Genomic DNA, 24,138 nt, shown 5'->3' on the forward strand with positions numbered 1-24,138 from the left:
CCCTTTCACTTTCTACTGCCGCTGGACCGGGCGCGTCGAGTCGCGCCCGGCATCACCCAACAGGTTATTGGAGAGTTCCCCATGCACACTTCGAGCACAGGTGTTTCGCGCACCCGGCAGGTGGTCGCTGCCGTGATCGGCAACGCGCTGGAATGGTATGACTTCATTGTTTACGGCTTTCTGGCGAGCATCATTGCCCGACAGTTTTTTCCGTCCGAAGACGAATATGCGTCGTTACTGATGGCCCTGGCGACGTTCGGCGTCGGGTTTTTCATGCGCCCCGTGGGCGGCATCCTGCTAGGCATGTATTCGGACCGCAAAGGCCGCAAGGCGGCGATGCAGATGATTATCCGCTTGATGACCGTGTCGATCGCGCTGATCGCCTTCGCGCCGAACTACGCCGCTATCGGCATGGGCGCCCCGTTGTTGATCGTAGTGGCGCGGATGCTCCAGGGTTTTGCCACCGGCGGCGAATACGCCAGTGCCACGGCGTTCCTGGTGGAAAGCGCGCCAGCGCACCGCAAGGGGTTGTACGGTTCGTGGCAGTTGGTGGGGCAATGCCTGGCGGTGTTTTCCGGGGCAGGGATGGTGGCGTTGTTCACCCATCTGCTGACCCCCGAAGCCCTGGACAGCTGGGGCTGGAGGATTCCGTTCATGATCGGCCTGTTGATCGGGCCGGTCGGCCTGTGGATTCGCAAGCACATGGAGGAACCGGAAGAATTCCTCGAGGCACGCAAACAAGCCAAAGGCGCGAGCCCGGGTTTGCTGCAAGTGATCCGCGAACATCGTCGCGCCATCCTGGTGTCGATGGGCCTGGCGTGCGGCGCGACGGTGTCGTTCTACGTGGTGCTGGTGAACATGCCGACCTTCGCCCACAAAAACCTCGGCTTGCCGCTGGATCAGGTGCTGCTGGTGCAAATGCTCGCGGTGGCGGTGATGACCGTGGTGATTCCGCTGTCTGGCGCATTGTCGGACCGTCTTGGTCGCCGTCCGGTGTTGATGGCTTTCACCCTGGCATTTTTCCTGATGGTGTATCCGCTGTACGTGTGGGTCGCGGCGGCGCCCTCGGTGGAGCGCTTGCTGGTGATGCAACTGTTGTTGTGCAGTTCGATTGGCGGCTTCTTTGGTCCGGCACCGACGGCGCTGGCCGAGCAGTTTCCGATTGAAGTGCGCTCCACTGGCGTGTCGGTGGCCTATAACGTTGCGGTCATGGTGTTCGGCGGTTTTGCTCCGCTGATCGTCACCTGGTTGAGCAAGGTGTTGGCGACACCGGTGGCGCCTTCGTTCTACGTATTGTTCGCTTGCGTGCTGACGCTGTTGGGCACTTACTGCATGCAGGAAGCACCACGGGCAAAGCGATCCGTTGCACTTAACCTTGGGGTGAAACCTTGAGCATGAATCCGATTGTTGAAATGGACGCCGATGCGTTGTCCCAGGCCATCCACGCTCGCGAGGTGTCCTGCCGTGAAGTGATGCAGGCCTATCTGGCGCAGATCGAGCGCTTCAATCCGCAGGTCAATGCGCTGGTGTCGCTGCGACCTGCCGAGGAGCTGCTGGCAGAGGCCGACGCCTGCGACCGACAACTGGACCAGGGCCAGTCCCGGGGCTGGATGCACGGTATGCCGCAAGCGGTGAAGGACCTGGCGGCCACCGCCGGGTTGCGCACGAGCATGGGATCAACGCTGTTCGCCGAACACATTCCACAGCACGACGCCATCAGTGTGGCGCGGGTTCGTGATTGCGGCGCGATCATCATCGGCAAGTCTAACGTGCCGGAATTCGGCCTCGGCTCGCAGACCTACAACAGCGTGTTCGGCACCACCACCAATGCCTACGACCCGTCGTTGATTGCCGGTGGCAGCAGCGGCGGGGCGGCGGTGGCGCTGGCGTTGCGCATGCTGCCGGTAGCCGACGGCAGTGACATGATGGGCTCGCTGCGCAATCCGGCGGCGTTCAATAACGTGTTTGGTTTGCGTCCGTCCCAGGGCCGCGTGCCGCATGGCCCGCAGCCGGAGGTGTTTGTCCAGCAACTGGCCACCGAGGGGCCGATGGGCCGCACCGTCACCGATGTCGCGCGTTTGCTCGGGACCCAGGCCGGGTACGACCCTCGCGTGCCATTGTCATTGACTCAGTGCCCGCAGGTTTTCCATCAGTCGCTGGCGCGGGACTTCAGCGAGGTCCGCGTGGGTTGGCTGGGCGACTACAACGGTTATCTGCCGATGGAGCCTGGCGTAATGAGCCTGTGCGAGTCGGCGCTGCAGGACTTTGCAAGCCTGGGCTGCAAGGTCGAAGCCTGTCAGCCGGATTTCTCCATGGAACGCCTGTGGCAGACTTGGTTGGTGCACCGTCACTGGCTGGTGCACGGCAGTCTCGGCGCGTTGTATGCCGACCCGCGCAAGCGCGAACAACTCAAGCCCGAAGCCCAGTGGGAAATCGAGGGTGGCCTGCGCCTGACTGCGGCCGATGTCTATCAAGCCTCGGTCAGCCGCAGCGAGTGGTATCGCGCCTTGAACGAATTGTTCGAACGTTACGATTTCCTGCTGCTGCCCACCGCCCAAGTGTTCCCTTTTGATGCACAAACCCCTTGGCCGCGGGTGGTCGGCGGGCAAGATATGGACACCTATCACCGCTGGATGGAAGTGGTGATAGGTCCGACCCTGGCAGGTTTGCCAAGCATGAACGTGCCGGTGGGATTCAACCCGGCCGGACTGCCGATGGGCCTGCAAATCATTGGCCCGGCCCAGGCTGACCTTGCGGTTTTGCAGCTGGCTTATGCCCATGAGCAGCTAACGCAATGGGTTACGCGTCGGCCACCCGGTTGTCTGCAAACTGCGTAGAACCTTCGGGCAGGCCCGCATCTTGCTGTGCTTTTTAATAAAAAGAGAGCAGCGATCATCCGATCCGGGCTTAGGGATATCGAATCCATGGAAAACAAGGCAGAAACCGGCAGCGTACGTTCCGTCGAGCGCGCTTTGGCGATCGTCGAGTTGCTGGGTGAGCATCAGGCATTGGGCCTGGAGGAGTTGCACTATTTGACCCGCCTGCCCAAGGCCACGGTGTCGCGCATGTTGCTGACGTTGCAGGAGCAGGGCTGGATCTATCGCGGCTTGAGCGACCGGCGCTACCGTTTGTGTGCCAAGCGCCTGTTCGGTGACAGTCGGCAACGCTTCAAGCGGCGGCTGGTGGAAAGCGCCGCGCCGCTGTTGCTGGAGTTATGCGAACGCACCGGCTTGGTGGCGGACCTGTCGTGCTTCGATGGCGAACGGGTGGAGGTGATGGAAAGTGCGATCCCCTCGGTGCTGCGCAAACGCTATCCGAACAACTGCCAGATCGTCGGCCAGCATGCCAGCCTGTTTCATTCGGCCATGGGACGGGCCTGCCTCGGTGAACTGGAACGTCATGAGGTAGAGCGCCTGGCCGAGCGTGAACGGGTGAGCGACGAATCTCTGTTCAGCGCCACCGAACAGGCATTGCAGCAAGGTTTCGGCCAGCGCACCGAAGGCTACTGGGAATACCCGGTGCGCCTGCCCTTCCTGATTCGTGCGGTGGCCTTGCCGATTCACACCGATGGTCGGCTGGTCGGCAGCATGGCGTTGCACTGGCCGATGGACCAGGCGCCGGTGGAGCGGGTGTTGAGCCTGCACCTCAATAGCCTGGCGGCCACGATTGGCGATGTGCAGCAGGCGATGGCTTGATTGACGCCTAACCTGTAGGAGCGAGCCTGCTCGCGATGGTCGTTAACGATAACGCGGGGTTGCAGGATAAACGTGGTGCTCTTGAGTCCATCGCGAGCATGCTCGCTCCTACAAGTTTGCAATTGGCTCGTGGGCAGTTAAGGTTCAGCACAGGTTTATCTGCCCCCACGAGTTTTTATGTTCAAGCGGTCTGTCACCCAAACCCTCGCCTGCCTGCTATTGGCCGGCGCTTCGCTGTCGGCCCAGGCTAACTGGTATCTGGACGGCGAATCCTCGCGGCTGTCGTTCGTCAGCACCAAAAACGCCAATGTTTCCGAAGTGCAGCGCTTTTTGGTGTTGCACGGCAAAGTCGATCCCAACGGCAAGGCCGAGGTAGAAGTCGAGCTCGAATCGGTCAACAGCGGCATTCCCCTGCGCGACGAACGCATGCGCAAGGAGCTGTTCGAAATCCAGACCTTTGCCGAAGCGCTGATCACCACGCAAATCGATCTGCGGCCGATCAACGATCTCGCGCCCGGTGCGCAACTGGAATTGCGCCTGCCGCTGACCGTTGACTTGCACGGCAAGCAACACACCTACAACGCCGAACTGCTGGCTACCCGGCTCGATGACCGGCGTTTCCAGGTGGTGACGCTGGAGCCGGTGGTGATCAATGCCCAGGACTTCGATCTGGCGCCGGGCCTGGAAGCGCTGCGCAAGGTTGCCGACCTGTCGGCCATCAGTCTGTCGGTGCCGGTGGGTGCGGTACTGATCTTCACGGCGCGTTGACATGGCCGGCCCGATCTTTCCCTGGCGTGAAGGCAATCGCTTCGAGTTGCTGGTCGATGGCCCGCAATTCTTCCCACGCATGCTGGTGGCGATTGCCCGCGCCGAAGAACAGGTCGAGCTGGAACTGTACCTGGTGGAGGCGGGCGCTTGCGCCGAAGCCATGGTCCAGGCACTGGTCCAGGCCGCCGAACGCGGTGTGCGGGTGCGCTGCCTGTTCGATGATTACGGCAGCCTCGCCTTTACCCTGACCCTGCGCCATCGACTCATGGCCGCCGGCGTCGAACTGCGCTTCTACAATCGCTTGAGCTGGCGGCGCTGGGTTGGCAATTTCTACCGCGATCACCGCAAGCTGCTGCTGGTGGACCAGAGCATGGCCGTGGTCGGCGGCACCGGTGTAACCGATGAGTTCTGGACGCCAAACGAGGACGTCAGCGAGTGGCACGAGGTGATGGTGGAAATAACCGGCCCGCTGGTGCTCGACTGGCAATTGCTGTTCGATCGCCAATGGATCGCCAACCGCCATCGTCGCGCCTGGCGACCGGCCTCGCATTTCGGTCTTCCGCGCTTGCCCCGCGTGCCGGCCATGGGCGAGGGCATGGGCCGGGTCGCCTATGCCGACGCCCGCCAGCACCGAGACATCCTGCAATCGCTGATTCGTGCATTGAACAGCGGGCAGAAGCGGATCTGGCTGGCGACCCCGTATTTCCTGCCGACCTGGAAAGTCCGCCGTTCACTGCGCCGCGCGGCCTCCCGCGGGGTCGATGTGCGGCTGCTGTTGACCGGGCCACGCACCGATCACCCGTCGGTGCGGTACGCCGGGCATCGCTACTACCCGCGACTGCTCAAGTCCGGGGTGAAGATTTTCGAGTACCAGCCGTGTTTCCTGCATCTGAAAATGGTCCTGATCGATGACTGGGTGAGCATCGGCTCGTGCAATTTCGACCACTGGAATTTGCGTTTCAACCTGGAAGCCAATCTTGAAGCGCTGGACCCTGGATTGACCCGTGACGTGGTGGCGAGCTTTGTGAAGGACTTCTCGCTAAGCCAGGAAGTCAGCCTGGAGGCATGGCAACGCCGACCGCTGTGGAAGCGGATCAAGCAGCGGGCTTGGGGGTGGGTGGACCGGCTGGTGGTGAATCTGCTGGATCGACGGGGGTAGATCCCGATCGTTCCCACGCTCTGCGTGGGAATGCAGCCCGTGACGCTCCGCGTCACTGGACGCGGAGCGTCCCTTGAGGCATTCCCACGCAGAGCGTGGGAACGATCAGTACACGGGGGTTAGAGCAATTCGAAGCTCTGCTGCGTCACGTCCTGGGAGTCCAGGCCGATCTGCACGTTGAACTTGCCCGGCTCCGCTGCGTACTTGAGCTGGGTGTTGTAAAACTTCAGGTCATCCTCGGTGATGGTGAAGTGCACGACTTTCTGTTCACCGGCCTTGAGCATGACTTTCTGGAAGTTCTTCAGCTCCTTGATCGGGCGGATCATCGAACCGGTCTCGTCCTGGATATACAGCTGCACCACGGTTTCACCGTCACGCTTGCCGGTGTTTTTCACCGTGATGCTGGCGTCGAGCTTGCCGGTCTTGTTCAAGGTGGTCGACGACAGCGCCATATCCGACAGGCTGAAATCGGTGTAGCTCAGGCCGTAGCCGAACGGGTAAAGGGGCCCGGTGGTGTCATCGAAATATTGCGAGGTGTAATTGCCCGGTTTGCCCGGGGTGAACGGCCGGCCAATGGTCAGGTGATTGTAGTAGGTCGGAATCTGGCCTACCGAGCGCGGGATGGTGATCGGCAGTTTGCCCGACGGGTTGTAGTCGCCGAACAACACGTCGGCGATGGCGTTGCCGCCCTCGGTGCCGCTGAACCAGGTTTCCAGGATCGCGTCAGCCTGTTCCTTCTCTTCAAGAATCGACAGCGGGCGGCCGTTCATCAGCACCAGCACCAGTGGTTTGCCGGTGGCCTTCAGGGCACGGATCAGCTCGCGCTGATTTTCCGGGATGTTCAGGTCGGTGCGGCTCGACGATTCGTGGGACATGCCACGGGACTCGCCGACGGCGGCAACGACAACATCGGCATCCTTGGCGGCTTTCACCGCTTCGTCGATCAGCACATTGGTCGGACGCGGGTCATCCACCACTTCCGGCGCGTCAAAGTTCAGGAAGTTCAGGTAGCCGAGGATTTTCGGATCGCTGGTGATGTTGGCGCCACGGGCGTAGATCAGTGTCGATTTATCACCCAGGGCGTTAGTCATGCCGTCGAACAGGGTCACCGATTGCGCAGGGCGACCGGCGGCGGCCCAACTGCCCATCATGTCGATCGGCGCCTTGGCGAGCGGGCCGACCAGGGCGATTTTCGCGGTTTTCTTCAGCGGCAGGGTTTCGTTCTGGTTCTTCAGCAACACCAGGCTGCGACGGGCCACATCTCGGGCCTCGGCACGGTGCAGGCGGCTGTCGGCGTAGGTGTCGGCCGGATCGTCCTCGGCCTTGCCGATGCGCAGGTACGGGTCCTTGAACAGGCCCATGTCGTACTTGGCGTCCAGCACCGCACGCACGGCGTTGTCGATGTCGCTCTGCTGGATCTCGCCGGCCTTGAGCAGCCCCGGCAGTTCCTTGCCGTACAGGGTGTCGTTCATGCTCATGTGGATGCCGGCCTTGATCGCCAGCTTCGCCGCCTCACGACCATCGCGAGCGACACCATGCTTGATCAGCTCGAAAATCGCTCCGTGATCGCTGACCGCCAGGCCCTTGAAGCCCCATTCCTTGCGCAACAGGTCGTTCATCAACCAGGTGTTGGCGGTGGCCGGCACGCCATTGACCGAGTTCAGCGCGACCATGACCCCGCCAGCGCCGGCGTCAATCGCGGCGCGGTAAGGCGGCAGGTAGTCCTGGTACATCTTGACCGGGCTCATGTCGACCACGTTGTAGTCGCGACCGCCTTCGACTGCGCCATACAGGGCGAAGTGCTTGACGCTGGCCATGATGCTGTCGGCAGCGTTCGCGCCCGTGCCCTGGAACGCCTTGACCATCACCCCGGCAATGCGTGACACCAGGTAAGTGTCCTCGCCGAAGCCTTCGGAAGTGCGGCCCCAGCGCGGGTCGCGGGAGATGTCGACCATGGGCGCGAAGGTGATGTCGAGGCTATCGGCCGCGGCTTCCTTGGCGGCAATGCGCCCGGACAGGCCGATGGCGTCCATGTCCCAGCTCGAGGCCAGGGCCAGCGGGATCGGGAAAATGGTGCGGTGGCCGTGGATCACGTCGTAGGCGAAGAACATCGGGATCTTCAGGCGGCTGCGCATGGCCGCGTCCTGCATCGGACGGTTTTCCGGGCGGGTGATCGAGTTGAACGTACCGCCGATGTTGCCTGCCGCGATTTCCTTGCGAATCAGCTCCCGGGGCATTTCCGGGCCGATGCTGATCAGGCGCAACTGGCCGATTTTTTCATCGAGGGTCATCTGCTTCATCAGGTTACTGACGAAAGCGTCCTTGTTCTCCAGGGGTGCGGGCGTCGTGGCGGCCAGTGCGTCATGACTGGCCAGGCTGACGAACAGGCCCAGCAAACACAGCTTCTTCATGAATAGTTTTCTCAAGGGCCCAAGCGGCGATGTAAATGCCGGCCAGCCAAAATTTAGGGAGCGACTATTGTTGTTCGGGGGCAGCCTGGAAAAGCGGCAGCCGAATACCCGATGCGTTTTTTGCGCAGGGCATCTTTTAGCCCATTGCCCGGATGCAATCCAGTGGCGCGGCCGATTATGCCCCAAGAGCCGGCCGAGAGGGTCGCCGGTTGTTTTTTCCATGAAATATGAAGGGAGTACCACCCTGATGAATGTTCGACAGTCCTACCGGTCGAGGCTGCAGGTCGCCACCTTGCTCATGCTGGCCACGTTGCTGACCGCCTGCGGCATCAACAACATACCGACCCTCGATGAACAGGCCAAGGCGGCCTGGGGCCAGGTGCAGAACCAGTATCAGCGCCGTGCCGACCTGATTCCCAACCTGGTGGAAACCGTGAAGGGCTACGCCGCGCATGAGAAGGAAACCCTGACGGCCGTGATCGAAGCCAGGGCCAAGGCCACCTCGATCCAGGTCGATGCCTCCACACTCGACAACCCGGAAAAGCTCAAGCAGTACCAACAGGCCCAGGATCAACTCAGCGGCGCCTTGAGCCGCCTGATGGTGGTGTCTGAGCGCTATCCGGACCTGAAGGCCAACCAGAACTTCCTGGCCTTGCAATCGCAGCTTGAAGGCACCGAGAACCGGATCAGCGTGGCCCGGCGCGATTTCATCCTGGCGGTGCAGAAATACAACACCGAGATCCGCACGTTCCCCGGTCGCCTGTGGCACAGCGTGCTGTACAGCAGTCTGCCGGAACGCGAGACCTTCGAGGCCACGCCGGGGTCGGAAAAGCCGCCGGAAGTCAAATTCTGATCTGGATGAATAACCCTGTAGGAGCTGCCGCAGGCTGCGATCTTTTGACTTTGCTTTTCAAGATCAAGATCAAAAGATCGCAGCCTGCGGCAGCTCCTACGGTTGGATCGATGAGGTTGCCAATGCGAGCGTTGAAGATCGGCCTGGTGCTATTGCTATGGGTGTTTGCCCTGGCGGTCCAGGCCCAATTGAAGTTCCCGGAGCTGACCGGGCGGGTGGTCGACAACGCCGAGATGATCGAGCCTTCGGTGCGCGAGCAGTTGACGCAACAGCTTCAGGCCCATGAAAAAGCCACCGGTGAGCAGCTTGTGGTCGTGACTTTGCCGGACTTGCAGGGCACCGACATCGCCGACTTCGGCTATCAACTGGGCCGTTACTGGGGGATCGGCCAGAAAGACAAGAACAACGGCGCACTGCTGATTGTTGCCCGTGATGAGCGCAAACTGCGCATCGAAGTCGGTTATGGCCTGGAAGATCGCCTGACGGACGCCCAGAGTTCGGTGATCATCCATCAGGTCATCACCCCGGCGTTCAAGGCCGGCAATTACAGCAAAGGCATCAGCGACGGGGTGGCAGCGATGCTGGTGGTACTGGGCGGCAATCCCCTGGACGAACCCTCGACTGTGTACGAGTCCAGCGGCGATCCGGGCGATGATTTCATGTCGCGGCATCCGGGGCTGTTCGTATTCCTGGTGTTGTTGTTCATCCTGACAGTATTCGTTTTCCAAATGCTCGGTATCCTTCCGGCCGGTCGCGGCGGCTCCGGTGGTTCCGGTGGCGGTTTTGGTGGCGGTGGTTTCGGCGGCGGTGGCGGTGGAGGCTTCAGTGGTGGAGGGGGCAGTTTCGGTGGCGGCGGTTCGTCGGGCGGCTGGTGATGACACAGCAAAAAAAAACAATAGCGAGCAGGCATTTAACGACATGGCATTACTGACTGAACACGAACAACGCAAGGTCGCCGAGGCGATTGCCCGGGTCGAGCGCGATACCGACGCCGAACTGGTCACCGTACTCGCGGCCCGCGCCGACGATTATGTGTACATCCCGCTGCTCTGGGCCAGCCTGCTGGCACTGGTGCTGCCGGGGATCGTGCATTACCTGACCGGTTGGCTGACCTTGCACAGCCTGCTGCTGGTGCAATGGATCACCTTCATCGTGCTGTGCCTGGTATTGCGCATACCGAAAATCACCACGTACCTGGTTCCACGTTCGGTGCGTCACTGGCGCGCCTCGAACCTGGCGCGCCGGCAATTCCTGGAACAGAACCTGCATCACACGGCGGGCAGTACCGGAATCCTGATTTTTGTCTCTGAAGCCGAGCGCTATGTGGAAATCCTGGTGGATGAAGGTATTTCCAGTCGGCTGGACAACAGCCATTGGGATGCGATTGTCGCGGCGTTTACCCGGCAGGTGCGCCAGGGCCAGACGTTGCAGGGCTTTGTCACCTGCGTCGAGGCATGCGGTGAGTTGCTCAAGGTGCATGTTCCGGTGACGCATGCGCGTAACGAGCTGCCAAATCGACTGGTCGTGCTCGGCTAGGGCTGGTTATGCGAACACTTTTGTAATGCTTGCCGGTACAACTGCGGCAAGTTGTTTGGCTACTGTTCAGTCTTCAACATCTCCCTCCAATAGCGAACGCCCTGTGATGGGTGTTCTGACGCAGAGGGAGTATTTATGTCAACGCATCTACCGCTCGACTCTTTTGCCGGTGCCGCCCCCAAAGGCGGGAGAGATGTATCGCCGGTCCATCTGACAGCGAAAGAAATACAAGCCTTAATATGGTGTTACAAGGGCAAGACTTCCTGGGAGATTGCCAGGATCCAGAATTGCTCACCCACCACGATAAATTTTCACTTCTTCAACATTCGCCGAAAGTTTGCTGTCAGGTCCCGTCATGCCGCCTTGCTCAAAGCCATAGAGTCGGGAGTTATTGTCATCGACGACGTCGATGAGCGAGGTCTCCATGAACTGGACTGATTCGGCTTACAACAGCATCAGTGGGCTCCTGTTGGGGTTGGGCATCGCGACGCTGCCCGCGATTGATGGCGAAGCGCTATTTGGTGCTTCGCTTGGGGCGTGGCTGGTCACTTCCACTCGCGTTGACTTCAAGGCCTGGCAGCGTATCGGTTCCTGGGTGCTATCGGCCGGCGTCGGTTATCTATTTACCCCCGTTGCGCTGCCGCTGGCGCCTTTCCTGACTGCGGGGGTAACGGCATTTCTGTGCGCGCTGATCATTATTCCTATCAGCGTCAAGGTCATGCAGTGGGTCGATGGTGCTGGCCTGGGCGAAATTATTGAGCGCTTTAAAGGGCGACGCTGATGGATGTTAATACTGCATGGTCAAGTGTCCTGGCAATATTGCCCGTCTTACGCGTCTTCAAGTAAAGCGCGTATAACATTATGTTTCGCGCAGCTGTTGAAGTGTCGACAGGATAGACGCCATCTCTGAAAGTTTGAGTTCCATTTCACGCAGGCGGCGTTTTTCCTCCAGGGCATGTTGTATGGCGTTGCGATCTTCTTCATTGAGCAATCGCCACATCGCGAGAATTGTATTTTCCCGTGTGATTGTTTCCTGGGTTTGTTCTGAGGCATTGCCAGCAGTGCTTAGCCGCAAGACCGGTCCTTCGCCAAGCAACAACCAGTCAAGTGAAATACCGCGGGCCTGGGCAATTTCTACGCATAATGAGTACGGTGTACTGTCTCGACCTTTCCAGCTGCTGAGGGTTTGCGGACTGACTTTCAGCGCAGAAGACAGGGAGGCATCACTTTTTGTGCCAGTAATTTGTTTTAGGCGGGCTAAAACAGTCTGAGATTTTTTGCTACGCAATTTGAGCCTCTACCTTTTGACACATGCTTTTTGAGTGCTTAATGTATGCGCAATGAGTATTCTAAAATGAGTAATCAATCTTCAACTATGAGTCAGATAAATGTGATGTCGAAACTTCCTAATGGTAGCAGGGTGATTTCCTACATGTTTGGTTCTTGCCCATTGCACCGTTTTCCGTTGCACTTTCTTTTATCAGGTAAGCGTTATTTGCAGCGCCAGGTTGCAGCGATCCTCGCTCGCAGCAGTATTGCGTTTGATTATGTTGATTACCACCCGATGAACAGCGGGACCCAAGCATGAGTACTTACAAAATGGTGTGCCCGCATTGCTTGAGCCGAATGCGAATCCGCACCAGCGAGGGCCGACATATTTTCCTGCGGGTGGCCTACTTGCAATGCACGTCGGAAGCCTGCGGCTGGTCGGTTCGGGCCGAGTTCGAAATGACTCACGAGCTCTCTCCCAGTGGCATGCCCAATCCTGCCGTACGCCTGCCTTTCGCCGGACCCGATTTGCGGCATGCCGCCCGGCCTGTTGCGCCAATTGAGCCGACGACGTCGGCGCCTGTGGAGTCATGAACATGGGCGCAATTGTTGAAGACAAGGATTTGAACGAGCAATTGTTGACCATTGCCCAGGGGTTTTTGGCCCGCCATGAAAGCGGTGCGGTCGTTGATGACCAGGTGCTGTTCTGTCGTGCCGTGAAGCACTTGCAAGGGATTGATGTGCCGATGCACCTGGCGGAGCGGCTGGTCAGCCACGCCTATGGGGAACTCAAGTCCTGCAACGATCGACGACGCCTGGACATCGGTGCCAGCTCCGAAACCGTCGCTGTCATCACTGATCCGGCCAACGGCATGACATGGGCCGTACCGGTGGGATTGATCGTCAGGCATGTGATCAATTCACCGAGCAATCGCAAACTTCGGCTGGTGGAGCCCTGAGGTATCGGCCATTACACTGCAGGTCTGGGGGGGATGACCGGGCCTGCGAAAAATAACCCCGTGCCCAAAACCCGCATCCCCCCTAAAATACCGGGCATTCTCCGATTTGCTCTGCCCGAGGCCGTTTTTTCCATGTCCGTCACCGCCACCCCCGCCAGCCTCGCGCCGGACCATCACGCCCAATTCATCGACCTGCTGCAATCGAGCCTGGAGCAGAACGCCTTCATCAAGTTGGTGTTGGCCAAGTACGCTGGCGATGAAGCGGACTTGCAGCGCATCATCATCAAGCCGGTGACGGTCAAGGCGCAGGCTTGCCTGTCCTTCGTCTATCGATACAAGACCCGCGACATCACCAAGAACCTGCCATTGGCCGAAGGTGTAGCCCTCATCAAAGACTTGTTGCCGGCATCGTTCAAAAATGCGCATTTGTTGTCGTTGACTGATGAAGCCCAGCTCGAATACAGCAAAAAGGGCAAGTCTTCGCTGTTCAAGAGCAAACCCCAGCAATTGCGTGAAGTGCCATCCGCCGGGCACAACCGTGAGAAAAACCGCTTTCTCGATTTGAACCGGCCGTTTCTCGCCGACCTGGGCGTCACCAACAAGCAGCATGAATTAATTCCTGCGATGTCGCGCAAGTGGAAGCAGATCAACAAGTTCATCGAGGTTTTCAGTCATGCGCTGACCTCGTCGCCACTGGCCCTGGATAGCCCGGTTCGCGTGGCAGACTTCGGCTCCGGCAAGGGTTACCTGACGTTTGCGATCCATGACTATCTGCGCAACACCCTGAAGGCCGAGGCGCAAGTGACTGGCGTCGAGTTGCGTGAAGACATGGTCACCCTGTGCAACGCCGCCGCGGCAAAGCTCGAGCACCCGGGGCTGGTCTTCAAGTGCGGTGATGTACGCAGCGTGGCACCGAGCGAGCTGGATGTGATGATCGCGTTGCATGCCTGCGACATCGCCACGGATTATGCGATTCACACCGGCATTCGTTCCGGTGCCTCGATCATCATGTGTTCGCCGTGCTGTCACAAACAGATTCGCCTGCAAATCCAGAGCCCGGCATTGCTCAAGCCGATGCTGCAGTACGGCTTGCACCTGGGACAGCAGGCGGAAATGGTCACCGACAGCTTGCGTGCGCTGTTCCTCGAAGCCTGCGGTTACGAGACCAAGGTGTTCGAGTTCATCTCGCTGGACCACACCAACAAGAACAAGATGATCCTGGCGGTCAAACGTGCCGAACCGGGTGATCCGGCCCAGCTGTTGGCGAAGATCCAGGAACTCAAGGCGTTCTACCACATCACCGAGCATTGCCTGGAAACCCTGTTGCGGGCTGACGGTTACCTCTGAAAGCCGTTCGATTTACGCCGTCACAATGCGTGCGGGCTTGACCGCCGTCTTGCGTCCCAGCACGACGGTCAGGATCACCCCGCCGGCAAACAGCCACGTAATCGGTTCGACGTGCTCGCCAAAAAACAGCGCGGAAAAGCCAATGGTGAAGAAAATCTGCAGCAGCTGGATCTGGCTGACCCGGGCAATGCCACCGATGGCCAGCCCGGCATACCAGGCAAAGAATCCGATGAATTGCGAAAACAGCGAGACGTAGCCGAAAGCCCACCAGGCCTTGGCCGAAATCTCGCCCTGGTGTTGCAACCCAAGGTACAGCACCGGCCCGATCAACAGTGGGGTCGACAGCACCAGTGCCCAGCAGATCACTTGCCAGCCGCCCATTTCCTTGGCTAATCGGCCACCCTCGGCGTACCCCAGGCCACCCACCGCAATCGCGCCGAGCATCAACAGGTCGCCCGCCTGAATGCTGCCGGCCCCGCTGATCAGCGCATAACCGAGCACCAGTGCACTGCCCAGTGCGGCGCAGGCCCAGAAGGCTTTCGACGGGCGTTCGTGGGACAACCACGCGGCGTACAGCGCCACACACAGTGGCTGCAAGCCATTGACCAGTGCGCCATGGGACGCCGGCAAGGTTTGCATGGCCCAGGCCGATAGGACCGGAAAACCGAGGATCACCCCGGCAATCACCAGCGTCAGGCCTTTGACTTGCTTCCAGGTTGGCCATTTCTCACGCCGCCACAACAACAGCAACGCCGCGGGAACAGCCGCAAACAGTGCCCGGCCCAGGCCATTGAGCAGTGGATGCATCTCTTGCACGACGATGCGCGTGAAGGGCAGGGTAAGGCTGAAGATCACAACGCCGAGCAGGCCCAGGGCCATGCCGGTGTTTTCGCGGGTGGACATGATGGCAACCAGAATTTAATAGATGCTGTTATCTAGCCATAAACCCAAGGTAGCGCGCTGTTACAGCTGGGCGCAGAGTTATCCGTACAGTTGGGCGCGAAGCTCCTAACGTAGGAGCTGCCGCAGGCTGCGATCTTTTGATCTTGTTTTTAAGATCAAGATCAAAAGATCGCAGCCTGCGCCAGCTCCTACCAAGTGATCAGCGTAGTAGCAGGTTATTACCCACCCCTGCGGATAAGGACTACCTTGAATACTCCTGCATGCCAAGCATTTCCCAGAGGAGTCTTCCCCATGGCCGCGAAAAAAATTCTGATGCTGGTCGGCGATTACGTCGAAGACTATGAAGTGATGGTGCCGTTCCAGGCCCTGCTGATGGTCGGTCACACGGTGCATGCCGTTTGCCCGGACAAGAGCGCCGGCCAGACCGTGCGCACCGCTATCCATGACTTCGAAGGCGACCAGACCTACAGCGAAAAACCCGGTCACCTGTTTGCCCTGAACTTCGATTTCGCCAAGGTCAATGCGGCGGATTACGACGCCGTGCTGATACCCGGTGGTCGTGCACCAGAGTACTTGCGCCTGAATGAAAAAGTGTTGGAGCTGGTGCGCGATTTCGACAAGGCCGGCAAGCCGATCGCCGCCGTGTGCCACGGTGCGCAATTGTTGGCCGCCGCCGGGATTCTTGAGGGGCGTGAGTGCAGCGCTTACCCGGCCTGTGCGCCAGAAGTGCGCCTGGCGGGCGGTACGTTTATCGATATCCCGGTGACGGACGGCCATGTTCAAGGCAATCTGGCGACGGCACCGGCCTGGCCTGCCCACCCGAGCTGGCTCGCCGGTTTTCTCAGCTTGCTGGGCACTAAAATCACGCTGTAACAAAGGACCCGTCCATGTGCGAGCTCTACGTCAAGGCCGATCCGATTCTCTACGAATCGCGCTCCCGCTCGCTGCGCATTTGCGGGGTGGTCACCACCTTGCGGCTGGAGAATCAGTTCTGGGACATCCTCAGCGAAATCGCCGAGAGCGACGGTATGACCACCAATCAGCTGATTGCCAAGCTGTATGAGGAGGTCATGGACTACCGTGGCGAGGTGGTCAATTTCGCCTCGTTCCTGCGGGTGAGTTGTACGCGGTATTTGAGTCAGCGGCGGATTGCTCCTCCTCAGATGAGTGTGGTGCGAACGGCGTGAAAATCAAAAGATCGCAGCCTTCGGCAGCTCCTACAGGGATCGATGTAGGAGCTGCCGAAGGCTGCGATCTTTTGATCTTGTTGTTCCGGTGGTCTTTACTCTGAAGCGCGCAACCTCTCAATCGCCAAGGAGAAAAGAACATGTCCGGATGGTACGAAGTGAGCAAGAGCAGCAGCGGTCAGTTCAGGTTCGTCTTGAAGGCGGCGAACGCCGAAACCATTCTGACCAGCGAGTTGTACACCACCCGCGCCGCGGCCGACAAAGGCATCGCGTCAGTCCAGGCCAACAGTCCGCTGGATGAGCGCTACGAGAAGAAAACTACCAAGGATGGCCATCCTTATTTCAACCTCAAGGCGGGCAACCACGAGATTATTGGCAGCAGCGAAGCCTATTCCTCTGCATCCGCGCTGGACAAAGGCATCGCCAGTGTAAAGGCGAACGGCCCGACCAAGGTGATCAAGGACAAGACCTTGCCGGTGCTCTAAAACTCAACACAAATCCCCTGTGGGAGCGAGCCTGCTCGCGAATGCGGTTTAACAGTCAGCAAGATGTTGACTGACACGCCGCCATCGCGAGCAGGCTCGCTCCCACATGGGGTTATGCGTATGGCTGAGCGATCAGCGCAGGGCTTTTAGCAGGCCTTGCAACTGGCTCAGACCTGCTCCGTCCAACGGAAACACCGGCAACCGCGGATCACCCACCTCCAGCCCGGTAGCCCGTAAGCCGGCCTTGATCGTCGCCGGCAAACCACCCTTGAGAATGAAGTCCAGCAACGGCAACTGGCGATAGAACAGTTCACGAGCCTTGTTCAGGTCGTTGGCCAGCACGGCGTCGTACAGGTCGAGATTGAGTTGCGGGATCAGGTTCGGCGCTGCTGTACACCAGCCTTTTGCCCCGGCTGCGAAGGCTTCCAGCGCCAGGGGGTTGCAACCGTTGTAGAAGGGTACCTGGCCTTCGCCCAAGCGATACAGTTGATGCATGCGCTGGATGTCACCGGTGCTCTCCTTGACCATGGTCACGTTTTCCACGCCCTTGACGATACGCAGGATCAGCTCCACCGACATGTCGGTGCCGCTGGTGGCCGGGTTGTTATAGAGCATGATCGGCACGCCGATGCTGTCGCCGATGGCGCGGTAATGCGCGAGGATTTGCGCTTCGCTGAGTTTCCAGTAGGACGTCGGCAGCACCATCACCACGTCGGCGCCATGGGCTTCGGCGAAGCGGGCGCGACGCACCGCTTTGGCGGTGGTCAGGTCAGACACGCTGACGATGGTCGGCACACGCTTGGCCACATGCTTGATGCTGAACTCGGCGACCTGGTCCCATTCGGCGTCACTCAGGTAAGCGCCTTCGCCGGTGCTGCCCAGCGGTGCGATCGAATGCACACCGCCGTCGATCAAGCGGTCGATGGAGCGTCCGAGCGCCTCCAGGTCTACGCCCTCGCCGTTGGCGGTGAAGGGGGTGATGGTGTAGCCAATGATGCCGTGAATGTTTGCGCTGGGCATGGTGTCTCTCCGTTCAAATGAGCTCTGGGGTTCAGTTCAGGCAATCGGCGTGTCGACGCAGGTTCTGCCGGGCGTAGTAGTTAAAGGCGGCGGCATGGCGCTTGGGCCGGGCAATCCAGTCATGGGCTTCACGGCCCAGTTCGGGGATGATCGGCTTGATGGTTCCGGCGCTCATCGCCAGCAGCTGCAACCTGGCGGCGCGTTCGATCAGTTGGGCAATCACACAGGCCTCCTCGATGGTGGTGCCGGTGGACAACTGGCCGTGGTGGGAAAGCAGGATCGCGCGCTTGTCGCCCAAGGCGCCGGCAATCAATTCGCCTTCTTCATTGCCCACCGGTACGCCAGGCCAGCCTTCGAGAAACGCGCAGTCGTCATAGAGCGGGCAGAGGTCCATGTGGGAGATCTGCAGCGGCACTTCCAGCATCGACAACGCTGCGACGTGAGTCGGGTGGGTGTGAATGATGCAGTTCACATCTGGCCGGGCGCGGTACACCCAGCTGTGGAAGCGGTTGGCCGGGTTCGGCATGCCGTGGCCTTCGAGCACTTGCAGGTCTTCGTTGACCAGCAACAGGTTACCCGCAGTGATTTCGTCGAAACCCAGGCCCAGTTGTTGAGTGTAATAGGTGCCAGGCTGCGGGCCGCGGGCGGTGATTTGCCCAGCCAGGCCAGAGTCGTGGCCATTCTCGAACAGAATGCGGCAGGTCAGGGCCAGCTTTTGCCGATCGGTCCACGTATTATCCACAAGGGTGTTTTGCATCTGGTTCAGCGCTTGCTTGACCAACTGATCTTTGGGCAGTGCTAAAGTCTCGGCCATGTCGGTGTCCTCGTTGGCTGGGTCATGCATATGACACTAAAGATGCTATATGACACTTTGTGTCATGAGCAAGGACAATTCGTCACCATCCTCGATGGATTAATCGTTCTACATGTCTATCCGTTTGAAATTATTGAGAAAAAAACTTGGCGTAACCCTTGAGGCGCTGGCGGAAAAATCCGGCATGACCAAGAGTTATCTGTCGAAAGTCGAACGCGGCCTGAACACGCCGTCGATTGCGGCCGCATTGAAGCTGGCCAAGGCACTGAACGTAAAGGTCGAGGAGCTGTTTTCCGAAGATAAGGTGAGCCTTGACAGCTACAGCCTGGTACGCAGCCATGAGCGTCAGTCACTGGGTGCCAGCGACGACAATCCAGGCTACGCGGTACTGGCCCGTCAGGTCAGCGAACGCAGCTTGTTGCCGTTCATCATTTACCCGCCGACCGAGTTCACCGACAGAACCTTCAAGGAGCACCTTGGGGAAGAGTTCCTGTTTGTCCACGAAGGGCAGGTGGAGGTGGATTTTGTGAACGAGCGAGTGCTGCTCGGTCGTGGCGATGCGCTGCACTTCAACTCGCAGAAACCGCACCGGATCCGCTCGGTAGGCGAGGTGCAGGCGCAGTTGCTGGTGGTGGTGCATAGCCGCGAGGAATGAGTTGACTTCAAAAGCTTCGCGAGCAGGCTCGCTCCCACAGGAGGAATGCATTCCATTGTGGGAGCGAGCCTGCTCGCGAAGGCATCAGCTCAAACAACTAAACTTCCACTGGAACCGCTAGCTTCGGGCTACCCAGCGCATGGGTCTTGGAATCAAAAAACTGCAACTCAACCCCAGTCCCCTCGAACAGCTTCGCGTAATGCCGCTTCTGGTGCTGGATGAACGCCTTGCTGCGCGGGTAAATCGAGATGGCCACTCTCTTCGGTTTCGCCACGCGCAAGGCGTGCACGATGTGACTGTCCTGCTCGCCCAATGCATGCCCGAAAATACACAACCCGCCGCCATGGCCGAGTAACTGCTCGTAGCAGAACGACAGGTAATCGGAACTGCGGATGGTCTTGAGCTTGTCTGCGCTCGGCCCTTCATTGATGAACAACGGTACATCGTCGAGGGTCTTGATCGTGTTGTTGATGGCGAAATTGCCCAGCAACGTGCCTTCGGTCGACATCAATTTGCGCGCGGTGCCGTCCTGGTTGCGCACCAGGTGCAAACCGCCGTGCAAGTACAGCAAACGGGTCTTGTCGGTGGCGGTAACGCTCAGGTCGAAGACAGGTTCTGACCCCTGGAACAGATCGGTGATCGCCTCGGGTTGCTGCTGGATCGCCCAGTAATTGAGCAAGTCGTAGTTAGTGGTGAACACTGTACGATAACGGCCCAGTTCCTCACCGATGGTCGCCAGGCTCGAGGCTTCGACCAACCGCCACGGGATGTGGACGGCGTGCACGGTGTTGATCAGCGCTTCCTTGATCGCGTAGTAACGATTACGCGGTGCGGCAGAGCTGACGGCCAGGGCCTTGTTGACCCGGCTGGTGGTTTTCAAAGCGCTGAGTACCTGTTCGAAGCTGCGTGTCTGCAGCGCATCGAACACACTCAACTCGGATGGGCTGAGAGGTTTTTCTTCGACGGTGCGGGCGTTTTCGAACAGCGAGTCGTAACCGAAGTCATCCCACACCGCACGGCTGGCCCCATTACCCACCAGCAAACCGTCGAACGCAGCGCCGCTGCGCAAGACGTTCCAGTCTTCAAGTTGGGCGTCGACATCCTGGAAATCGGTCATTGCGGTGTTCATCTCGAAGCAAAAGGTCTGATGGGCGGCGACTTTATCATGGTCGAGCACTGAGCCTGGTCTGCATCACTCAGATCATCGCGCCAATCGCGGCAGCCGTCAGTTGATGGACGAATCCGCTCAGCGTCATCGCATAAGCACCGCCGACCGGCGCTGTTGTGGGACTTGGCGCAGAAGCTGCGCACGCTCGACAAGTTCTGACGGTTACTGAATCCTGCAGCGCCTGCAGATAGCAATGCATTCCCCTGTGGGAGCGAGCCTGCTCACGAAGACTGACTGACAATCAACATTGAACACTCGACAACTACTTCAACCCGCAGCCGCCAAAGACTTGGCCGGCATGGCCCCAAACTGAATCAACACCACACCGCCGATCAACAACACTGCCCCAGCCAATCGCGGCAAGGTGATTAGGCGCTCCTCCAACCCAAACCACCCAAAGTGGTCCAGCACCAGCGAGGCCACCACTTGCCCCGCCAACGCCAACGCCATGAATCCCGAAGCGCCAAGCTTGGGCAGCAATACCAGCGCCAGTGAAATAAAACACACGCCAAACGCACCACCGGCCCACATCCACAGCGGCGCCTTGCCGATGAACGCCATCGACGGCAATGGCAAGCGCATCGCCAGCATGATCGGCAACAGCACCAGGATGCTCACCATCAATGAAGCGAGGGTCGCCCACAATGGATGACCCAGGCCGCGTCCCAGATTGACATTGATTGCGCTCTGAAACGGCACCACCGCACCGGCGAATGCAGCAAGCAACAACAGACCCGCCCAATGCAACGTACTCATATTCATTCTCCAACAGGTTTTGCTGGACTCTAGAGCATTCGTCGCGCAGATTTAAATTCCGTTTTGCTATCCAGAACATGCATCAGATGAATGATCTGCGGCGCATTGATCTCAACCTGCTGGTGATCCTCGACGCCTTGCTCAGCGAGCAACACGTGACCCGTGCGGCCGAGCGCCTGCACCTGAGCCAGCCTGCTGTCAGCCATGCCCTGGCACGCTTGCGCGATCTGCTCGGTGATCCGTTGCTGGTGCGCGCTGGCGCAAGCCTGGTGCCGACTCCACGAGCGCTGGAGGTGATGGCTCCGCTGGGTGAAGTGTTGGCCCAGGTGCAATCGCTGCTGGCACCGAATGCCTTTGATCCGGCCACGGCCAAACGCACTTTTCGCCTGGCGATGTCTGACTATGGCGCCGCCATCGTCCTGCCGGAATTGATTCGCACGCTGCGTCGTGAAGCGCCCGGCATCGACCTGCAGATCAGCCACGCCAGCCGTGAAGGCATGCTCGAAGGGGTGCTCAATGGTGAAATCGATGCAGCCGCCGGGGTGTTTCCGGAAATGCCCAATGAGTTGCGCAGCACGCCGTTGTTCGAAGAGCACTATGTCTGCCTGCTGGACCGTAACAGCCTGGCTGACGCGAGCGTGCTCGAGCTTCGCACCTATTTGAGCCGCCCCCACGTCTTGTTGGAAATGCGTGGCAGCGGTACCCCGGAAATCGAGCGCGCCTTGACCCGCCTGCGCGAGCGTCGTCGAGTCGCCGTCAGCCTGCCGCACTGGAGCGTCGCCCCGCAGTTGATCAGCGGCACCGACCTGATCCTCACCGTCGCCTCTCGTGCCTTGCGCGATATCGACGAGCAGTCATTGATTATCGTGCCGCCGCCGTTTGATATCCCGTCGTTCACCTTTGTCCTGGCCTGGCACAAACGCCGGGGCAGCGACCAGGCGTTGAATTGGTTGAATGCGCAAATTGAGCGAGCCTCAGCTGATATAAACTGGCGCCCATTCACCCAAACAGCGCAAAAGGACTTCCCATGACTCCCTCCCTGCTAATGGCCGTTCTCGCCTCGGGCTTCATCTATGGCATCACGCCAGGGCCTGGGGTATTGGCGGTGTTCGGCATCGGCGCCGCCCACGGAAGGCGGGCGGGGGCGGGGTTTCTCTGCGGGCATTTGTTGGGCGACGTGGTCTGGTGCAGTACCGCATTGATAGCGATTGTCGGTGCGCGGGAAATCGGCAGCACGGCCTTCGATGTACTGGGCGTGCTCAGCGGGCTCTACCTGTTCTGGCTCGGCTGGCGTGCGGTGCGCGCGCGCCAGCGGGTGGGCGAGGCGCCGCAGGGGCCTGCGCGGCAGCCATTCTGGCACGGCATTCTGTTCGGCCTGACCAATCCGAAAGCTTACCCGGTGGCGGTGGCCACCTTCACTGCGCTATTGTCCAGCCGGGCAGAGTTGCTGAGCTGGTCGATGTTGCCGTGGCTGATCGTCTTGAGCTTCGTCGGCGGCCTGCTGGCCTACGCTATCCTCATCGGCATCGTTGGCGCGCGGCGCGTGCGCACCTTGTATCAACGCCATGAACTGGCTATCACCCGGTTATGCGGGCTGATGTTCATCGGTTTCGCCATCAACGCCCTGGCGCATGCACTGCCGGGGCTGGTGACGAACAAGGCGTGAGATTGAAGGGATGCGTCGGTTGTACCGTCGGCGCTCAGGCGCCTGACCGGTCAGGGAGAGTTTCCAATGGCTGCAATGTCCGGACAAAATCACGGCACCATGACCAGCACAAACTCCGCGCCGTTGGCGAGCTACATTGACCTCCTGCTGGACGCCGTTTGCGCGGTCGACAAACAAGGCCGCTTCGTATTTGTCAGCGCGGCGTGCGAGCGCATTTTCGGCTATACCCCCGACGAACTGATCGGCCAGCCAATGATCGATCTGGTGCACCCGGCCGATCGCCAGCGCACCCTCGACGCCGCGCGGGAAATCATGGGCGGCGAACCCAAGCTGAATTTCGAAAACCGCTACCTGCGCAAGGACGGCCGGGTGGTCAATATCCTGTGGTCGGCGCGTTGGTCGGAGGTCGACCAGCTGCGCATCGCCGTGGCCCGCGACATTACCGAGCGTAAGCTGGCCGAATCCCGACAAGCGGCGTTGTATGCGATTTCCGAAGCGGCACATGCCGCGGAAGACTTGCTGGCGTTGTTCAAGCGTATCCATCTGATCATCGGCGAATGGCTACCGGCGTTGAATTTTTCCGTGGCGCTGTATGACGAGCAGTGTGCGCAGCTGAATTTTCCCTATCACGTCGACGACCACGAACCGCATCCCGAACAGCCCGGAACCATCACCGCACGCCTTTGCGCGGAGGTCGTCCACAGCGGCCTGCCGATCCTGCTGACGCCGGACCAGAGCGACCTGCCCTTGGAGTTCGAGTCGCTGGTGAGCGGGCAGCATTCGCCGTGCTGGCTGGGTGTACCGCTGAACTCGCAAAACGGCACGATTGGTGCCCTGATCGTCAAAAGCAAGCCGGGCGATGAGCGCTACACCGAACAGGACAAGGAGTTGCTGCAATACGTTTGCGCACAAGTCGCGACGGCGATCGAGCGCAAGCAATTGCACACGCGCCTGCAGCACATGGCCCAGTACGACCAGTTGACCCAGCTGCCCAACCGCGAACTGCTACGGGACCGACTGAAGCTGGCCTTGGCGTCGGCGCTGGAGGAGCGTGGACGTATGGCCCTGTTGTACGTCGATCTTGACCGCTTCAAACAAGTCAACGACACCCACGGTCACGCGGTCGGCGACATGTTGCTGCAAACCGTGGCCAATCGGCTCAAGGGCTGCGTGCGCGAAACCGACACGGTGGCGCGTATTGGCGGTGACGAATTCGTGGTGTTGCTGCACAGCATCCACGCCTCGGGGGATGCCGACTGTGTGGCCGGGAAAATTCGCCAGGTACTGTCTGCGCCCATGCGCCTGGACGGACACAGCTTGCATATCCAGCCAAGCATCGGCGTCGCCCAATACCCCGAACACGGCACTGAAGAAAAGCAGCTGTTCAGGCACGCCGACGAGGCGATGTACAGCGCCAAGCGCGAGCAACACCTGCGGCTCGTTTGACATTATCGCCACCGTTCGTCGTGGCGATTCCAGCTTTTCTA

The 24,138-nt window shown here is 59.7% G+C and carries 28 protein-coding genes; 21 read left to right on the top strand and 7 right to left on the bottom strand.

The window, feature by feature from the left end; translation table 11 throughout:
- Positions 1 to 81: 81 nt before the first annotated feature.
- The 5 genes from AC3WWR_RS02785 (at position 82) to AC3WWR_RS02805 (ending at position 5,622) form a co-directional block, all read left to right on the top strand.
- Complete coding sequence (locus AC3WWR_RS02785) at positions 82 to 1,392, top strand: citrate-proton symporter (RefSeq protein WP_083348370.1); 1,311 nt, start codon at positions 82 to 84, stop codon at positions 1,390 to 1,392.
- 2 nt (positions 1,393 to 1,394) lie between these two features.
- On the top strand, positions 1,395 to 2,837 hold the full coding sequence (locus AC3WWR_RS02790) for an amidase (protein ID WP_432669127.1): 1,443 nt from the start codon (positions 1,395 to 1,397) through the stop codon (positions 2,835 to 2,837).
- A gap of 87 nt (positions 2,838 to 2,924) precedes the next feature.
- Positions 2,925 to 3,695, top strand: coding sequence for an IclR family transcriptional regulator (locus AC3WWR_RS02795; protein WP_020798369.1), 771 nt, complete (start codon positions 2,925 to 2,927; stop codon positions 3,693 to 3,695).
- A gap of 177 nt (positions 3,696 to 3,872) precedes the next feature.
- On the top strand, positions 3,873 to 4,463 hold the full coding sequence (locus AC3WWR_RS02800) for a YceI family protein (protein WP_020798370.1): 591 nt from the start codon (positions 3,873 to 3,875) through the stop codon (positions 4,461 to 4,463).
- 1 nt (position 4,464) lies between these two features.
- A complete protein-coding gene (locus AC3WWR_RS02805) occupies positions 4,465 to 5,622 on the top strand; it encodes a phospholipase D-like domain-containing protein (RefSeq protein ID WP_020798371.1) in 1,158 nt (385 codons plus the stop codon).
- A 119-nt stretch (positions 5,623 to 5,741) separates the two neighbouring features.
- Here the strand turns inward: AC3WWR_RS02805 and bglX are convergent, their stop codons facing one another.
- Complete coding sequence (gene bglX, locus AC3WWR_RS02810) at positions 5,742 to 8,033, bottom strand: beta-glucosidase BglX (protein WP_020798372.1); 2,292 nt, start codon at positions 8,031 to 8,033, stop codon at positions 5,742 to 5,744.
- A gap of 247 nt (positions 8,034 to 8,280) precedes the next feature.
- On the opposite strand from bglX, the gene AC3WWR_RS02815 reads away from it, so the two are divergent.
- The 5 genes from AC3WWR_RS02815 to AC3WWR_RS02835 all read left to right on the top strand — a co-directional run bounded on the left by AC3WWR_RS02815 (position 8,281) and on the right by AC3WWR_RS02835 (position 11,203).
- A complete protein-coding gene (locus AC3WWR_RS02815) occupies positions 8,281 to 8,886 on the top strand; it encodes a LemA family protein (protein WP_020798373.1) in 606 nt (201 codons plus the stop codon).
- 122 nt (positions 8,887 to 9,008) lie between these two features.
- Positions 9,009 to 9,761, top strand: a complete 753-nt coding sequence (locus tag AC3WWR_RS02820; RefSeq protein ID WP_083348372.1) for a TPM domain-containing protein — start codon at positions 9,009 to 9,011, stop codon at positions 9,759 to 9,761.
- A gap of 43 nt (positions 9,762 to 9,804) precedes the next feature.
- The gene (locus AC3WWR_RS02825) at positions 9,805 to 10,422 is read left to right on the top strand and encodes a TPM domain-containing protein (protein ID WP_492598438.1); all 618 of its coding nucleotides are present in this window, start codon (positions 9,805 to 9,807) and stop codon (positions 10,420 to 10,422) included.
- 135 nt (positions 10,423 to 10,557) lie between these two features.
- Positions 10,558 to 10,860 (top strand): helix-turn-helix domain-containing protein, encoded by a 303-nt coding sequence (locus AC3WWR_RS02830; protein WP_492598439.1) that lies wholly within the window; start codon positions 10,558 to 10,560, stop codon positions 10,858 to 10,860.
- On the top strand, positions 10,847 to 11,203 hold the full coding sequence (locus tag AC3WWR_RS02835) for a putative holin (protein WP_492598440.1): 357 nt from the start codon (positions 10,847 to 10,849) through the stop codon (positions 11,201 to 11,203). Before AC3WWR_RS02830 ends, AC3WWR_RS02835 begins: the two co-directional genes overlap by 14 nt.
- Before the next feature lie 78 nt (positions 11,204 to 11,281).
- Here AC3WWR_RS02835 and AC3WWR_RS02840 read toward each other — a convergent pair whose 3' ends face one another.
- Positions 11,282 to 11,710, bottom strand: a complete 429-nt coding sequence (locus tag AC3WWR_RS02840; RefSeq protein WP_080725385.1) for a helix-turn-helix domain-containing protein — start codon at positions 11,708 to 11,710, stop codon at positions 11,282 to 11,284.
- A gap of 66 nt (positions 11,711 to 11,776) precedes the next feature.
- Here AC3WWR_RS02840 and AC3WWR_RS02845 point away from each other — a divergent pair, with 66 nt between their 5' ends.
- From AC3WWR_RS02845 to AC3WWR_RS02860, 4 genes are all read left to right on the top strand, one after another.
- Positions 11,777 to 12,010: a hypothetical protein gene (locus AC3WWR_RS02845; protein WP_454866644.1), complete on the top strand. Its 234-nt coding sequence runs from the start codon at positions 11,777 to 11,779 to the stop codon at positions 12,008 to 12,010.
- Positions 12,007 to 12,285: an Ogr/Delta-like zinc finger protein gene (locus tag AC3WWR_RS02850; protein WP_080725384.1), complete on the top strand. Its 279-nt coding sequence runs from the start codon at positions 12,007 to 12,009 to the stop codon at positions 12,283 to 12,285. Before AC3WWR_RS02845 ends, AC3WWR_RS02850 begins: the two co-directional genes overlap by 4 nt.
- A 2-nt stretch (positions 12,286 to 12,287) precedes the next feature.
- Entirely contained in the window at positions 12,288 to 12,650 is a 363-nt protein-coding gene (locus AC3WWR_RS02855; protein ID WP_454866645.1) for a hypothetical protein, read from the top strand.
- 132 nt (positions 12,651 to 12,782) lie between these two features.
- Positions 12,783 to 13,997 carry a class I SAM-dependent methyltransferase gene (locus tag AC3WWR_RS02860; protein ID WP_033044469.1) on the top strand — a complete coding sequence of 405 codons (1,215 nt, stop codon included), beginning with the start codon at positions 12,783 to 12,785 and terminating at the stop codon, positions 13,995 to 13,997.
- Between the two features lie 12 nt (positions 13,998 to 14,009).
- Here the strand turns inward: AC3WWR_RS02860 and AC3WWR_RS02865 are convergent, their stop codons facing one another.
- Positions 14,010 to 14,900 (bottom strand): DMT family transporter, encoded by an 891-nt coding sequence (locus AC3WWR_RS02865; protein WP_083348375.1) that lies wholly within the window; start codon positions 14,898 to 14,900, stop codon positions 14,010 to 14,012.
- Positions 14,901 to 15,191: 291 nt separating this feature from the next.
- Here AC3WWR_RS02865 and AC3WWR_RS02870 point away from each other — a divergent pair, with 291 nt between their 5' ends.
- The 3 genes from AC3WWR_RS02870 to AC3WWR_RS02880 all read left to right on the top strand — a co-directional run bounded on the left by AC3WWR_RS02870 (position 15,192) and on the right by AC3WWR_RS02880 (position 16,572).
- Positions 15,192 to 15,773 carry a DJ-1/PfpI family protein gene (locus AC3WWR_RS02870; protein ID WP_492598441.1) on the top strand — a complete coding sequence of 194 codons (582 nt, stop codon included), beginning with the start codon at positions 15,192 to 15,194 and terminating at the stop codon, positions 15,771 to 15,773.
- A 14-nt stretch (positions 15,774 to 15,787) separates the two neighbouring features.
- A complete protein-coding gene (locus tag AC3WWR_RS02875) occupies positions 15,788 to 16,087 on the top strand; it encodes a ribbon-helix-helix domain-containing protein (RefSeq protein WP_020798384.1) in 300 nt (99 codons plus the stop codon).
- Between the two features lie 140 nt (positions 16,088 to 16,227).
- Positions 16,228 to 16,572 (top strand): YegP family protein, encoded by a 345-nt coding sequence (locus AC3WWR_RS02880; protein ID WP_020798385.1) that lies wholly within the window; start codon positions 16,228 to 16,230, stop codon positions 16,570 to 16,572.
- 132 nt (positions 16,573 to 16,704) lie between these two features.
- Here the strand turns inward: AC3WWR_RS02880 and AC3WWR_RS02885 are convergent, their stop codons facing one another.
- Positions 16,705 to 17,592 carry a dihydrodipicolinate synthase family protein gene (locus AC3WWR_RS02885; protein ID WP_020798386.1) on the bottom strand — a complete coding sequence of 296 codons (888 nt, stop codon included), beginning with the start codon at positions 17,590 to 17,592 and terminating at the stop codon, positions 16,705 to 16,707.
- Between the two features lie 31 nt (positions 17,593 to 17,623).
- The gene (locus tag AC3WWR_RS02890; protein WP_020798387.1) at positions 17,624 to 18,406 is read right to left on the bottom strand and encodes an aldolase; all 783 of its coding nucleotides are present in this window, start codon (positions 18,404 to 18,406) and stop codon (positions 17,624 to 17,626) included.
- Between the two features lie 112 nt (positions 18,407 to 18,518).
- Here AC3WWR_RS02890 and AC3WWR_RS02895 point away from each other — a divergent pair, with 112 nt between their 5' ends.
- Positions 18,519 to 19,061, top strand: coding sequence for a helix-turn-helix domain-containing protein (locus tag AC3WWR_RS02895; RefSeq protein WP_020798388.1), 543 nt, complete (start codon positions 18,519 to 18,521; stop codon positions 19,059 to 19,061).
- A gap of 97 nt (positions 19,062 to 19,158) precedes the next feature.
- Here AC3WWR_RS02895 and AC3WWR_RS02900 read toward each other — a convergent pair whose 3' ends face one another.
- Positions 19,159 to 20,178, bottom strand: a complete 1,020-nt coding sequence (locus AC3WWR_RS02900) for a DUF4917 family protein (RefSeq protein WP_042955463.1) — start codon at positions 20,176 to 20,178, stop codon at positions 19,159 to 19,161.
- Between the two features lie 318 nt (positions 20,179 to 20,496).
- Positions 20,497 to 20,985 carry a DMT family transporter gene (locus AC3WWR_RS02905; RefSeq protein WP_492598442.1) on the bottom strand — a complete coding sequence of 163 codons (489 nt, stop codon included), beginning with the start codon at positions 20,983 to 20,985 and terminating at the stop codon, positions 20,497 to 20,499.
- A 77-nt stretch (positions 20,986 to 21,062) separates the two neighbouring features.
- Between AC3WWR_RS02905 and AC3WWR_RS02910 the strand changes: the two genes are divergently transcribed.
- The 3 genes from AC3WWR_RS02910 (at position 21,063) to AC3WWR_RS02920 (ending at position 24,097) form a co-directional block, all read left to right on the top strand.
- Positions 21,063 to 22,016, top strand: a complete 954-nt coding sequence (locus AC3WWR_RS02910) for a LysR family transcriptional regulator (RefSeq protein WP_454866648.1) — start codon at positions 21,063 to 21,065, stop codon at positions 22,014 to 22,016.
- Positions 22,013 to 22,651 carry a LysE family translocator gene (locus AC3WWR_RS02915; RefSeq protein WP_033044291.1) on the top strand — a complete coding sequence of 213 codons (639 nt, stop codon included), beginning with the start codon at positions 22,013 to 22,015 and terminating at the stop codon, positions 22,649 to 22,651. Before AC3WWR_RS02910 ends, AC3WWR_RS02915 begins: the two co-directional genes overlap by 4 nt.
- Positions 22,652 to 22,750: 99 nt before the next feature.
- A complete protein-coding gene (locus AC3WWR_RS02920; RefSeq protein WP_151144005.1) occupies positions 22,751 to 24,097 on the top strand; it encodes a sensor domain-containing protein in 1,347 nt (448 codons plus the stop codon).
- The last annotated feature ends 41 nt before the right edge of the window (positions 24,098 to 24,138 follow it).

Source organism: Pseudomonas sp. EB271-G4-1, assembly GCF_058791355.1.

Bases quoted from the DNA above. Each gene is read 5' to 3' on its own strand.
- AC3WWR_RS02785 (WP_083348370.1), top strand. From the start codon at position 82: ATGCACACTTCGAGCACAGGTGTTTCGCGCACCCGGCAGGTGGTCGCT.
- AC3WWR_RS02790 (WP_432669127.1), top strand. From the start codon at position 1,395: ATGAATCCGATTGTTGAAATGGACGCCGATGCGTTGTCCCAGGCCATC.
- AC3WWR_RS02795 (WP_020798369.1), top strand. From the start codon at position 2,925: ATGGAAAACAAGGCAGAAACCGGCAGCGTACGTTCCGTCGAGCGCGCT.
- AC3WWR_RS02800 (WP_020798370.1), top strand. From the start codon at position 3,873: ATGTTCAAGCGGTCTGTCACCCAAACCCTCGCCTGCCTGCTATTGGCC.
- AC3WWR_RS02805 (WP_020798371.1), top strand. From the start codon at position 4,465: ATGGCCGGCCCGATCTTTCCCTGGCGTGAAGGCAATCGCTTCGAGTTG.
- bglX (WP_020798372.1), bottom strand. From the start codon at position 8,033: ATGAAGAAGCTGTGTTTGCTGGGCCTGTTCGTCAGCCTGGCCAGTCAT.
- AC3WWR_RS02815 (WP_020798373.1), top strand. From the start codon at position 8,281: ATGAATGTTCGACAGTCCTACCGGTCGAGGCTGCAGGTCGCCACCTTG.
- AC3WWR_RS02820 (WP_083348372.1), top strand. From the start codon at position 9,009: ATGCGAGCGTTGAAGATCGGCCTGGTGCTATTGCTATGGGTGTTTGCC.
- AC3WWR_RS02825 (WP_492598438.1), top strand. From the start codon at position 9,805: ATGGCATTACTGACTGAACACGAACAACGCAAGGTCGCCGAGGCGATT.
- AC3WWR_RS02830 (WP_492598439.1), top strand. From the start codon at position 10,558: ATGTCAACGCATCTACCGCTCGACTCTTTTGCCGGTGCCGCCCCCAAA.
- AC3WWR_RS02835 (WP_492598440.1), top strand. From the start codon at position 10,847: ATGAACTGGACTGATTCGGCTTACAACAGCATCAGTGGGCTCCTGTTG.
- AC3WWR_RS02845 (WP_454866644.1), top strand. From the start codon at position 11,777: ATGAGTAATCAATCTTCAACTATGAGTCAGATAAATGTGATGTCGAAA.
- AC3WWR_RS02850 (WP_080725384.1), top strand. From the start codon at position 12,007: ATGAGTACTTACAAAATGGTGTGCCCGCATTGCTTGAGCCGAATGCGA.
- AC3WWR_RS02855 (WP_454866645.1), top strand. From the start codon at position 12,288: ATGGGCGCAATTGTTGAAGACAAGGATTTGAACGAGCAATTGTTGACC.
- AC3WWR_RS02860 (WP_033044469.1), top strand. From the start codon at position 12,783: ATGTCCGTCACCGCCACCCCCGCCAGCCTCGCGCCGGACCATCACGCC.
- AC3WWR_RS02865 (WP_083348375.1), bottom strand. From the start codon at position 14,900: ATGTCCACCCGCGAAAACACCGGCATGGCCCTGGGCCTGCTCGGCGTT.
- AC3WWR_RS02870 (WP_492598441.1), top strand. From the start codon at position 15,192: ATGGCCGCGAAAAAAATTCTGATGCTGGTCGGCGATTACGTCGAAGAC.
- AC3WWR_RS02875 (WP_020798384.1), top strand. From the start codon at position 15,788: ATGTGCGAGCTCTACGTCAAGGCCGATCCGATTCTCTACGAATCGCGC.
- AC3WWR_RS02880 (WP_020798385.1), top strand. From the start codon at position 16,228: ATGTCCGGATGGTACGAAGTGAGCAAGAGCAGCAGCGGTCAGTTCAGG.
- AC3WWR_RS02885 (WP_020798386.1), bottom strand. From the start codon at position 17,592: ATGCCCAGCGCAAACATTCACGGCATCATTGGCTACACCATCACCCCC.
- AC3WWR_RS02890 (WP_020798387.1), bottom strand. From the start codon at position 18,406: ATGGCCGAGACTTTAGCACTGCCCAAAGATCAGTTGGTCAAGCAAGCG.
- AC3WWR_RS02895 (WP_020798388.1), top strand. From the start codon at position 18,519: ATGTCTATCCGTTTGAAATTATTGAGAAAAAAACTTGGCGTAACCCTT.
- AC3WWR_RS02900 (WP_042955463.1), bottom strand. From the start codon at position 20,178: ATGACCGATTTCCAGGATGTCGACGCCCAACTTGAAGACTGGAACGTC.
- AC3WWR_RS02905 (WP_492598442.1), bottom strand. From the start codon at position 20,985: ATGAGTACGTTGCATTGGGCGGGTCTGTTGTTGCTTGCTGCATTCGCC.
- AC3WWR_RS02910 (WP_454866648.1), top strand. From the start codon at position 21,063: ATGCATCAGATGAATGATCTGCGGCGCATTGATCTCAACCTGCTGGTG.
- AC3WWR_RS02915 (WP_033044291.1), top strand. From the start codon at position 22,013: ATGACTCCCTCCCTGCTAATGGCCGTTCTCGCCTCGGGCTTCATCTAT.
- AC3WWR_RS02920 (WP_151144005.1), top strand. From the start codon at position 22,751: ATGACCAGCACAAACTCCGCGCCGTTGGCGAGCTACATTGACCTCCTG.